The organism is Ideonella azotifigens (assembly GCF_006519715.1).
Taxonomy (GTDB): Bacteria; Pseudomonadota; Gammaproteobacteria; order Burkholderiales; family Burkholderiaceae_C; genus Ideonella; species Ideonella azotifigens.
In genome coordinates, this window is the sequence record NZ_VIDT01000131.1 from 1 (window position 1) to 10,915 (window position 10,915).

General features: G+C 66.1%; 11 protein-coding genes. All 11 read left to right on the forward strand.

Going from position 1 to position 10,915, the window contains the following annotated elements; all coding sequences use genetic code 11:
• Positions 1–790, forward strand: a 790-nt coding sequence (locus FKP22_RS10785; RefSeq protein WP_141287496.1) for a sulfotransferase family 2 domain-containing protein, incomplete at its 5' end; no start/stop codon positions are given.
• Positions 791–887: 97 nt separating this feature from the next.
• Complete coding sequence (locus FKP22_RS10790) at positions 888–2,231, forward strand: UDP-glucose dehydrogenase family protein (RefSeq protein WP_141287497.1); 1,344 nt, start codon at positions 888–890, stop codon at positions 2,229–2,231.
• Complete coding sequence (locus tag FKP22_RS10795; protein ID WP_141287498.1) at positions 2,228–3,238, forward strand: NAD-dependent epimerase; 1,011 nt, start codon at positions 2,228–2,230, stop codon at positions 3,236–3,238. Before FKP22_RS10790 ends, FKP22_RS10795 begins: the two co-directional genes overlap by 4 nt.
• A 62-nt stretch (positions 3,239–3,300) precedes the next feature.
• Entirely contained in the window at positions 3,301–4,188 is an 888-nt protein-coding gene (gene rfbA, locus FKP22_RS10800; RefSeq protein WP_141287499.1) for a glucose-1-phosphate thymidylyltransferase RfbA, read from the forward strand.
• 2 nt (positions 4,189–4,190) lie between these two features.
• On the forward strand, positions 4,191–4,730 hold the full coding sequence (gene rfbC, locus FKP22_RS10805) for a dTDP-4-dehydrorhamnose 3,5-epimerase (RefSeq protein ID WP_141287500.1): 540 nt from the start codon (positions 4,191–4,193) through the stop codon (positions 4,728–4,730).
• A 16-nt stretch (positions 4,731–4,746) separates the two neighbouring features.
• Positions 4,747–5,187, forward strand: a complete 441-nt coding sequence (locus FKP22_RS10810) for a hypothetical protein (RefSeq protein WP_141287501.1) — start codon at positions 4,747–4,749, stop codon at positions 5,185–5,187.
• Between the two features lie 56 nt (positions 5,188–5,243).
• Complete coding sequence (locus FKP22_RS10815) at positions 5,244–7,775, forward strand: glycosyltransferase (RefSeq protein ID WP_141287502.1); 2,532 nt, start codon at positions 5,244–5,246, stop codon at positions 7,773–7,775.
• A 22-nt stretch (positions 7,776–7,797) separates the two neighbouring features.
• Positions 7,798–8,637 (forward strand): sulfotransferase family 2 domain-containing protein, encoded by an 840-nt coding sequence (locus tag FKP22_RS10820; RefSeq protein ID WP_141287503.1) that lies wholly within the window; start codon positions 7,798–7,800, stop codon positions 8,635–8,637.
• Between the two features lie 230 nt (positions 8,638–8,867).
• Entirely contained in the window at positions 8,868–9,617 is a 750-nt protein-coding gene (locus tag FKP22_RS10825; protein ID WP_141287504.1) for a sulfotransferase family 2 domain-containing protein, read from the forward strand.
• Between the two features lie 450 nt (positions 9,618–10,067).
• Positions 10,068–10,229, forward strand: coding sequence for a hypothetical protein (locus FKP22_RS31945; protein ID WP_170200843.1), 162 nt, complete (start codon positions 10,068–10,070; stop codon positions 10,227–10,229).
• A 125-nt stretch (positions 10,230–10,354) separates the two neighbouring features.
• A partial coding sequence (locus FKP22_RS33410; protein ID WP_211361372.1) for a hypothetical protein occupies positions 10,355–10,915 on the forward strand: 561 nt, incomplete at its 3' end.

The window sequence follows — 10,915 nt, forward strand, 5'->3', positions numbered from 1 at the left end:
AGACGCCGTGCCGCTGTCGCCCGGCCAGCGGGCCTGGCGCCAGGCCTGCAACAGCAGTGAGCCGGCGCTGATCCATCCCGAGCACCGTTTTGTGTTGCTGTTCTCGCCGAAGTCAGCCTGCTCCAGCGCGGTGATCTGGTTCCTGCACACGCTGGGCCTGGCCGAGCAGGCGCGTGCGTACCATGAATGGCCGCACCAGTACCGCATCCACGAACTCATGCAGAGCGACGCCCAGCGTGCGACGCGGCGCCTCCCACCCGAGCAACTGACGGTGCTGCGCTTGGTGCGCGACCCGCTGGAGCGCGCCGTTTCCAGCTTCCGCCATGCACTGGGCACTGGCTATGCCCGCGCCCAGATCCGCGCCCGATTGGGGCGCGACATCGCGGCGCAGGGCCTGTCGTTCCAGCAGTTCATTGACTTCCTGGTGCTGGAAGACTTGGATCGCTGTGATGGCCACCATCGACGCCAGTGCCATGCGCTGGAGCGGATGCGTGCGCCCGATGTGCTGATCAACGTCAGTCAGCAGGATCTTTACACCGAGTTGAATGCCTTCGAGCGCCGCCAGGGCATGCCGGTGACCGACTTTGCCGCGCTGCGCTGGCTGCATGAACTGCAGAGCACGCGCGTGCCGAACCGGGTGGATGACGGGCGGCCGGCCGACCGTGTGGAGCTGACCGCTGCGCATGCCAAGTTCGGCCCCTGGCCGCGTCAATTGCTGACGCCGCTGGCCCGCGAGCGCTTGAGCGCGCTGTACGCAGACGACATTGCCCGCTACGCAGTGCCTCACTGATGCCCGCATTGCCCCTGCCGGTGCCGTCGCCAGTGCAGTGGCCCGAAAACGCTGCGCGACAATTCCGGTTTCGCCCTGAGGCCCCAAGGAGAATTCCATGAAAGTAACCGTCGTTGGCACCGGCTATGTGGGCCTGGTGACCGGGGCCTGCCTGGCCGACATGGGCAATCACGTGATGTGCCTGGATGTGGACGCCCGCAAGATCGAGATCCTCAACAGTGGCGGCATTCCCATCCACGAGCCGGGGCTGGACGAGGTGGTGCGACGCAATGCCGCCGCCGGCCGGCTGCAGTTCACGACCGACATCCCCGCCGCGGTGTCACACGGCACGATCCAGTTCATCGCCGTGGGCACGCCGCCGGACGAGGACGGCTCGGCCGACCTGCAGTACGTGCTGGCGGCCGCGCGCAACATCGGGCGCCTCGCGACCGACTACAAGCTGGTGGTCGACAAGAGCACGGTGCCGGTGGGCACGGCCGACAAGGTCAAGGCCGCCATTGCCGATGAACTCGCCAGGCGCGGCCTGGACCTGGCGTTTTCGGTCGCATCCAACCCGGAGTTCCTGAAGGAAGGCGCCGCGGTGGAAGACTTCATGCGGCCGGACCGCATCGTCGTTGGTGCCGAGGACGAGCGCGCCGTTAACTTGATGCGTGCGCTGTACGCGCCGTTCCAGCGCACGCGCGACAAGCTGGTCGTGATGGACCTGCGTTCGGCCGAACTGACCAAGTACGCCGCCAACGCGATGCTGGCCACCCGCATCTCGTTCATGAACGAGCTGGCGCTGCTGGCCGAGAAGATGGGCGCGGACATCGAACTGGTGCGGCAAGGCATTGGCTCGGACCCGCGCATCGGCTACCACTTCCTCTATGCCGGTGCAGGCTATGGCGGCTCGTGTTTCCCCAAGGACGTGAAGGCCCTGATCCGCACCGCTGCCGACCAGGGCCAGGGCCTGAAGGTGCTGCAGGCGGTGGAAGACGCGAACGACGCGCAGAAGCGGGTGCTGGTCGACAAGGTCGTGGCCCGTTTCGGCGCCGACTTGAACGGCAAGCGCTTTGCCATCTGGGGCCTGGCCTTCAAGCCGCAGACCGACGACATGCGCGAGGCGACCAGCCGCGTGGTGATCGCCGAGCTGCTGGCGCGGGGCGCCACGGTCAGTGTCTACGACCCGGTGGCGATGGACGAGGCCAGGCGCATCTTCGGCGACGAGCCCCGCATTGCCTATGCCAGCGGGCCGATGCAGGCCGCCGCCGGCGCCGAGGCGCTACTCATCGTCACAGAGTGGAAGGAATTCCGCAGCCCGGACTTCGAAGGCCTGAAGGCCGCGCTGAAGACGCCGGTGATCTTCGACGGCCGCAACCTCTACGAGCCGGCGCTGGTGCGCGAGTTCGGGCTGGATTACGAGGCCATCGGCCGGCCCGCCGCCGTCAAGCCGGCGGCATGAAAGTCCTGGTGACCGGCGCGGCCGGTTTCATCGGCATGCACGTCGCGCAGGCGCTGCTGGCGCGTGGCGATGCGGTGGTCGGCATAGACAACCTGAACGACTACTACGCGGTGCAGCTGAAGCGTGACCGGCTGGCCTTGCTCACGCCGCTGCCCGGCTTCCGCTTCCAGCAGCTGGACATTGCCGACCGCGACGAGTTGATGGCGCTGTTCGCCGGCGAGCGTTTCGATCGCGTGGTGCACCTGGCCGCGCAGGCGGGGGTGCGCTACTCCATCACGCATCCGCACGCCTACGGCGAGGCCAACCTGGTCGGCTTCCTGAACATGCTGGAGGCCTGCCGCCAGCACCCTGTCGCGCACCTGGTCTATGCCAGCAGCTCCAGCGTCTACGGCGGCAACCTGAAGACGCCGTTCTCGGAAGCCGATGAGGTGGACCACCCCGTCAGCCTTTACGCGGCGACCAAGAAGGCCAACGAGCTGATGGCCCACACCTACAGCCACCTCTACGGGCTGCCGACCACCGGGCTGCGCTTCTTCACCGTCTACGGGCCCTGGGGCCGGCCGGACATGGCCTACTTCAGCTTCACCAAGGCCATCCTCGAAGGCCGGCCGATCCAGGTCTTCAACCAGGGCCAGCTGCAGCGCGACTTCACCTACATCGACGACATCGTGCGCGGCGTGGTGGCGGTGCTGGACCGCCCGGCAGAGCCCGACCCGGCGTTCGATGCGATGGCGCCGCACCCGGGCCGCAGCAAGGCGCCGTACCGCGTGTTCAACATCGGCAACCAGGACCCGGTGCCGCTGGGCGAGTTCATCGCCACCATCGAGGCCGCGCTGGGCCGAGAGGCGAACAAGGTCTACCTGCCGATGCAGCCGGGCGACGTGGTGGCCACGCATGCGGATGTGACGTCCTTGACCGAATGGACTGGCGAGCGTCCCGCGACTCCGCTGGCCGAGGGCATTGCCCGGTTCGTGGCCTGGTTTCGCCGCTACCATCGACTGGATTGAAAAGCCAGCCCTCTTGCGCCGGCCCCCTCTGTTCCTTTTGCCCACCTCACAGGGCTCTTCCCATGAAGCAACAACGCAAAGGCATCATCCTGGCCGGCGGCAGCGGCACCCGGCTGCACCCCGCCACGCTGGCGATCAGCAAGCAGCTGATCCCGGTGTACGACAAGCCGATGGTGTATTACCCCTTGAGCGCACTGCTGCTGGCCGGCATCCGCGAGATCCTGCTGATCAGCACGCCGCAGGACACGCCGCGCTTCGAGCAGCTGCTGGGCGACGGCAGCCGCTGGGGCCTGAACATCCAGTACGCCGTGCAGCCCAGCCCGGACGGCCTGGCCCAGGCCTTCCTGATCGGTGAGCAGTTCCTGGCCGGCGCGCCCAGCGCGCTGGTGCTGGGCGACAACATCTTCTACGGCCATGACCTGGGCCGCCGCCTGGAAGCCGCTTCGGCGCGCGAAGACGGCGCCACGGTGTTCGCCTATCCGGTGACCGACCCCGAGCGCTACGGCGTGGTCGAGTTCGACGACCAGGGCCGCGCCATCAGCCTGGAAGAAAAGCCGCTGCAGCCCAAGAGCCGCTACGCCGTCACCGGGCTGTACTTCTACGACAAGCAGGTGGTGGACCATGCCAAGGCCTTGGCACCCAGCCCGCGCGGCGAGCTGGAGATCACCGACCTGAACCGGCGCTACCTGGAAGCCGGCCAGCTGGACGTGCAGCTGTTTGGCCGCGGCGACGCCTGGCTGGACACCGGCACCCACGACAGCCTGCTGGAAGCCAGCGCCTTTGTGCAGACGCTGGAAAAGCGTCAGGGCCTGAAGGCCTGCTGCCCGGAGGAGATCTGCTGGCGCAATGGCTGGATCAGCGATGAACAGCTTGCCGCGCTGGCCGCGCCGCTGGCCAAGAGCGGCTACGGCAAGTATTTGCAGCAAATCATGACCGACAAGGTGTTTTGAGCATGAAGGTCATCCAGACCGAAATCGAAGGCGTGTTGATCTTCGAACCCAGGGTGTTCGGCGACAGCCGCGGCTTCTTCTACGAGAGCTTCAACCAGAAGGTCTTCGACGACGCCACAGGCGGCGGTTTCAGCTTCGTGCAGGACAACCATTCGCGCTCGGCACGCGGCGTGCTCCGTGGCCTGCACTTCCAGCACGCCCCGCACGCCCAGGGCAAGCTGGTGCGCGCGGCGGCCGGCGCGGTGTTCGACGTGGCGGTCGACATCCGCAAGGGCAGCCCGACCTTCGGCCGCTGGGTTGGCGCCGAGCTGAATGCCGAGAACCACCGCCAGATGTGGGTGCCGCCAGGCTTGGCGCACGGCTTTCTGGTGCTGAGCGAAACGGCCGACTTTCTGTACAAGACCACCGACTATTACGCCCCGCAGGCCGAGGGCGCGGTGCGCTGGGACGACCCGGACCTGGCGATCGCCTGGCCCGATGTCGGCGGCCCGCCGCAGCTCTCCGGCAAGGACGCCGCGGCGGGGTCGCTGAGGGATCTGTAGTCAAGAAGGACTCGACATGAAACTGCTGCGCTTCAACGAACCCATCCGCTTCGGCAGCGAAGGCAATGTGCGCGACTACGCGCTCAGCGGCTGGTCGCTGGACGAAGGCAATGCCTCGCTGAGCTGGACGCAGGCGCTGGAGGCCAAGCTCGAATTCACCGCCCAGGCCACCACCTCGCCGATCACGCTGCAGCTGACGGGCATCCCCTTCCTGGGCAACGGCAAGCTGCCGCGCCAGCAGGTCTGGGTGCACCTGAACGGCCTGTACTGCGGCATGTTCGACGCGGCCGACAACTTCGATGTCGCCATGCCGATCCGCCACAGCTGGCTGGAGCCGCGCCACAACGTGCTGGTGCTGACGATGCCGCTGTCGGCCTCGCCCGAGCAGCTGGAACTGGGCGAGGACCGGCGCCGCCTGGGCGTGGCGATGCAAAGCATCACCTTGCAGCTCGGCTGACACCGGCAGCCGGCACCAGGCTGCGGCTGCCCTTCATTTCCTGAACACGGCTTTCAATGAGCACCTCTCCCACCGTTGCACCGCATGCCGTGGCCGCCCAGCACGGGCTGGGCATCGTCGACGCGATCAGCTTCAACCACATCAGCGGCTGGGTCTGGAACCCTGACTGCCCCGACGAGCCGGTGCAGATCGAGGTGCTGGACGGCGACACCCAGCTGGCCGTGGTGCAGGCCGAGCTCTACCGGCCCGACCTGCAGAAGCTGGGCATGGGCAATGGCCGGCACGGCTTCTCGTTCAACTTCGGCCCGACCATCCTGCCGCTGGCCCGCCACACGCTGCGCGTGCGCCGGCTGTCCGACGGCAGCGACCTCAGCGGCTCGCCACGGGTGCTGGAGCGCGACGGAGGTGCGCTGGATCGCAGCACCCGCATCTACATCGAGCAGCTGATGCAGGCCGAGGTCGCGGTGGCCCGCACGCCCGAGGACCTGAGCTTCGCGCTGGCGCTGCTGGCCGAGCAGATGGGCGTGGTCACCAGCCGTCAGCTGGAACTGGGCCAGTCCCTTGGCCAGGGCCCGGACCTGGGCGTGCTGGGCGAACTGCTGGACCAGGCCGCGCCGGCGCAGTGGATGGGCGCCACCCAGCTGGCCATGTCGCAGCGCTACCCTGCCGTGCTGCTGCCCAGCTTCGAAAAGCCCAAGGTCTCGGTCATCATCCCGGTCTACGGCAAGTTCCAGCTGACCTACGACTGCATCCGCTCGATCCAGCAGCACCTGCCGGAAGACAGCTTCGAAGTCATCGTGGTGGATGACTGCTCGAAGGACGAGACGCTGCTGGCGCCGCTGGTCTTCGGCGGCACGGTGCGCGTGGTGCGCAATGAGACCAATCTCGGCTTCGTCAAGGGTTGCAACCGCGGCGCCGAGCTGGCCCGCGGCGAGTACCTGTTCTTCCTGAACAACGACACGCTGGTGCACCCTGGCTGGCTGGACACGCTGACGCGCACCTTCCGCGATGTGCCGGATGTCGGCATTGCCGGTTCCAAGCTGCTGTTCGGCGACGGCACGCTGCAGGAAGTCGGCGGCATCATCTGGCGCATGGGTGACGGCTGGAACTGGGGCCGCAATGCCAACCCGGACGAGCCGCGCTTTTCCTACCTGCGCGACGCGGATTACGTCTCCGGCGCCGCGCTGATGATTCCGGCCGCGCTGTTCAATGAACTGGGCGGCTTCGACCTGCACTTCGCACCGGCCTATTACGAGGACACCGACCTGTGCTTCCGCGTGCGCCAGGCGGGCAGGCGTGTCGTCGTGCAGCCAGCCTCGATCATCGTCCACCTGGAAGGCCAGACCTCGGGCACCAGCGTGACCGGCAGCGGCATGAAGCGCTTCCAGGCCGTCAACCACCGCAAGTTCTACGACCGCTGGAAAGCCGTGCTGGCCACGCACCGTTTCAACGGCCAGCAGCCCGAGCTGGAGTGCGAGCGCACGGTGAAGAAGCGCGCGGCCTTCATCGACGACAGCGTGCCCACGCCGGACCAGGATGCCGGCTCGAACGCCGCGATCCAGCACATCAAGTCGCTGCTGCGCCTGGGCTACAAGGTCACCTTCATCCCGGCCGACAACCTGGCCCGCATCGCGCCCTATACCGAGGCCCTGCAGTCGCTGGGTGTGGAGTGCCTGTACCACCCGCACTACTGGAGCGTGGAGGAGTTCTTCCGCAAGAACACCGCGCCGATCGACCTGGTCTACCTGCACCGCTTCAACAACGGCACCAAGTACACCGGCCTGATCCGCCGCCACCAGCCGCTGGCCCGGGTGCTCTACAACGTGGCCGACCTGCACTACCTGCGCATGGAGCGCGAGTCGCAGATCACCTGCGACAGCGCGCTGGCCTTCAAGGCCGAGGCCGTCAAGCGGCAGGAGCTGGCGGCCATTGCTGCGGTGGACGCAACCATCGTGCATTCGGCCACCGAACAGGAAGTGCTGGCCGAGGCCTTGCCCGGCGCGCCGGTGTACGTCGTGCCCTGGGCCTACCCGCTGCGACCGGTGCAGACGCCGGCGGCCCAGCGCCGCGGCGTGGTCTTCGTTGGCGGCTACCGCCACACGCCCAACGTGGACGCCGCGCTGTGGCTGGTGCGCGAGATCATGCCGCTGGTCTGGCAGACGCTGCCGGACGTGCCCTGCGTGCTGGTCGGCAGCAACATGCCCGACGAGGTCAAGCAGCTGGCCGGCCCGCGCGTGCAGGCAGTCGGCTATGTGCCAGACGTGGCCGAGGTCTACGAGTCGGCCCTGATCTCGGTTGCGCCACTGCGCTACGGTGCCGGTGTCAAGGGCAAGGTGCTGGAGGCGTTTGCCGCCGGCGTGCCCTGTGTGATGACACCGACTGCCGCCGAAGGCGTGCTGCTGACGCCCAACCTGCGAGGCCTGGTGGCCGAAGACGCTGCCGGCCTCGCGCGGCTGATCGTGCTGCTGCACAGCCAGCCGGACCGGGTGGCGGCGGCTGCCAAGGCGGGCCAGGCGATGATGAGCACCGCCTACAGCAACGATGCGGTCGACCACGCCATCCAGGCCGCGCTGGCCATTCCTGCCTGAGCTCCTGTTTTCCTTTTGCGCCATGTCCCGCACCGTCATCCTCCACTACCACCTGTTCAAGAACGCCGGCACTTCGCTGGACCAGGTGCTGAAGCAGAACTTCGGCACGCGCTGGGTCACGCGCGAATTCGAGGCCAGGGCGAATGCCGCAACGCATGCGCAGGAAGTCGCGCAGTGGATCAAGGCCAACCCCGACGCGGTGGCGTTTTCCTCGCACACCATGGAGTTGCCGCCGCCCGAGATGCCGGGCGTCAAGATCGTGCCGCTGATCTTCGTGCGCCACCCGATCGACCGCGTGGCCTCGGCCTACAGCTTCGAGCGCAAGCAGGGCGGCAAGGGCTTTGGCTCGGTGCTGGCGCGTCACACCACGCTGGGCGGCTATTGCGAGGTGCGACTGTCGATGCCGCGCGACCGCCAGTGCCGCAACTTCCAGGCTTCGCGCTTCTCGCGCATGTTCGCCCACGAACAGGGCAGCGAGCTGGAGCGCTCGCTGAAGGCGGTGCGCACGCTGCCGTTTGTCGGCGTGGTCGAAGACTTCGATGTCTCGATGGACAAGCTGGCCGCGCTGCTGCAGCTGGACTTTCCGGATTTCCGCGGCGCCCAGGTGGCTGCCAACGTCAGCCGCGGCGTGAGCCGCAGCCTGGCGCAACGGGTTTCCGAGCTGCAGGCTGAACTGGGCGACGAGGTCTACGACCAGCTGATCGCCGCCAACACCGACGACCTGCTGCTGCACCAGGCCGCCACCGAACGCGGCCGGCGCGGGGTGGCAGCCGCCGCTGCCGAAGGCGGCCCTGAAGCCGTCGATGAAGCCCCTGCGGCACCCGTGCCAGCGTCGGACGAAAGTCAAGCGGGAAGGGCCTGAGGCGGTAAACCCGCAATCCAGCTGAAACAGAAGGTATCTGTCGGCTTGGCGTCGTAACGGACAGGTTTCCGACGGGTATGCTCGGCATACAAGTTCGGCTTCGCCTGCAGACGGGAACCCCGTTGAAGATCCGGACGCAGGTGGCGCCGTGAGAGGAGCGCCTGCCGGCCGGCAGCACAACGCAGCGCATCCGGCATTCCATTGCCTTTGAGGGAAGGTTTGCCCGCTGTATGCGCCCCCGCCTGGTCCTGTTTCACTACCACCTGTTCAAGAACGCAGGCACCTCGCTTGACAAGGTCCTGCACGAGAACTTCGGCAGCCGCTGGCTGACCCGCGAGTTCGAGGACAGGCCGGCAGAAGAGCATGCGCAGGAAGTGCAGGACTGGCTGGAAGCGTCACCCGACGCGCTGGCCTTTTCTTCGCACACCGCGCTACTGCCGCCGCCTCGGCAGCCCGGCCTGCAGGTCTTTCCGCTGGTCTTCCTGCGCCATCCGCTGGACCGCATTGCGTCGGCCTACAGCTTCGAGCGCAAGCAGCTGGGCGACCACGGCTTTGGCGCCGCGCTGGCCCAAAGCACCTCGCTGGCCGGCTACATCCGGACCCGGCTGACCATGCCGCAGGACCGCCAATGCCGCAATTTCCAGACGGCCCGCCTGGCCCCGATGTATGCCGCGGAGGCTGGCAGTGAGCGCGAGCGCGCGGTGGCCGCGCTTCAGCGCCTGCCCTTCGTCGGCATCGTCGAGCACTTCGATGCCTCGATGGCGCAGCTGACCCAGCTGATTGCGCCGGCCTTTCCCGAATTCCGCAGCTTCTCGGTGATGGAAAACAGCTCACGCGGCGCCGACCTGGATCTGGCCGCCCGCCTGGCGCAGCTGCGCGAGACCCTGGGCGATGAGGTCTACGCCCTGCTGGAAGCCAGCAATGCCGACGATCTCGTGCTGTATGACGCGGCCTGTGAGCTGATGGCCGAGTTCGCCTGAGCGGATTGCCCATCACGCCCGGTTCCTGCGCGAACACGCATTGTCGCGTCTCGAGAGTCGGCCGTGATCTTGTCAAAGTTGGCGGTTGATTCCCGCCGCGAAGTCTGCTCGAATAGCCACCGACACCAACGAACAATAAGGGTCTTCGCAGGGAGGGGTGTGCGGTGCGCAGCAAGACGGAGCAGAGCTTCGTCCAAGGCTGCGCGAGCATGGTTCGCGACATGAGAACCATCACCGCTCGGACGCAATCTGCATTGGCTCTGGGAAGGGCCAATGAGGTGTCTGATGAATGCGAGGCATCGAGCCGATGACTCTTTGTCCATGTTCCAACGCCAGCGAGATGCTTCCGAAGCGCATGGATATTGGGCTGGCATATTGGAGCGCGAGGAGCAGCGCGGTTCATATGGCACAGCAAGGGCCACGCTAGGTGAGCCAAGCCATGGCAAGGGGTTGGACGGCAACAGCGAACACTATGAGCTCGACAACGTTGGCAACCGGACAACCGAGAGCGACTGCAAGGGCACCGACCTGGCCACCCGCACGCTGGTGCGAACGGTCACGCGACGCTACGACGCACTGGGCCGCCTGCAGAGCGTCTCGGGCCTGCAATGAGCCGCCCCAACAATCACATGCGGAGGAATCCAATGACAAATAAAGCCAATGTTGAGTCAGCAAGTCAGTGGCGTGGCGGGCGCGTTGCAAACGGTTTTACGCATCTGTCGCCTCGACGAAGGCGCATGCCACTGCAAGTTGCATTGGCGCAGCTTATTGGAAACTATTTGCGTAGGGAATGCCCGACGAAATATTTGAAATCCGGTCCGAAATTCCCCTTTGAAAATATCTCAGCCGCGGTCGCTTTTGGTGTTGCGTTGTTTCTATCGAATAACTCGTTTGCCTATTGGGTTTCGGATTGTGTTCAGTATGGCGGAACTAGGGCGTGCATTCCAACAGACAATCCGGCTCCCGTGGCTGGAGTCTTTGATATCGATACGAAAACTAACTGTAACCTGTTTACAGGCGAGGATGGCGAACGGATAAACGATGGCCGTCTAACGTCGATGCTTCAGTTTGCCGCAGCGGGGGACCCTCTCCCGTGGCCATATGTTTCGATCACAAGCTACTGCCCCAATTTCCCGCATGAGTATGGATATACCCCGCGATTGCTTGATTATAGCTCAAACTGTCGGGATGGGTATCAGTCGACCTCGGATCTAGTTCCCGATTCGCATGCCGTTCTGTGCGTGCCTGGCCCAACTATTTATCACGACAAGCCCCCTTCCTGCCCCGGCAAGAAGGCA

Coding starts and splice junctions, on each gene's coding strand:
- rfbA (WP_141287499.1), top strand. CDS start 3,301: ATGAAGCAACAACGCAAAGGCATCATCCTGGCCGGCGGCAGCGGCACC.
- rfbC (WP_141287500.1), top strand. CDS start 4,191: ATGAAGGTCATCCAGACCGAAATCGAAGGCGTGTTGATCTTCGAACCC.
- FKP22_RS10825 (WP_141287504.1), top strand. CDS start 8,868: ATGCGCCCCCGCCTGGTCCTGTTTCACTACCACCTGTTCAAGAACGCA.
- FKP22_RS10820 (WP_141287503.1), top strand. CDS start 7,798: ATGTCCCGCACCGTCATCCTCCACTACCACCTGTTCAAGAACGCCGGC.
- FKP22_RS10810 (WP_141287501.1), top strand. CDS start 4,747: ATGAAACTGCTGCGCTTCAACGAACCCATCCGCTTCGGCAGCGAAGGC.
- FKP22_RS10815 (WP_141287502.1), top strand. CDS start 5,244: ATGAGCACCTCTCCCACCGTTGCACCGCATGCCGTGGCCGCCCAGCAC.
- FKP22_RS10790 (WP_141287497.1), top strand. CDS start 888: ATGAAAGTAACCGTCGTTGGCACCGGCTATGTGGGCCTGGTGACCGGG.
- FKP22_RS10795 (WP_141287498.1), top strand. CDS start 2,228: ATGAAAGTCCTGGTGACCGGCGCGGCCGGTTTCATCGGCATGCACGTC.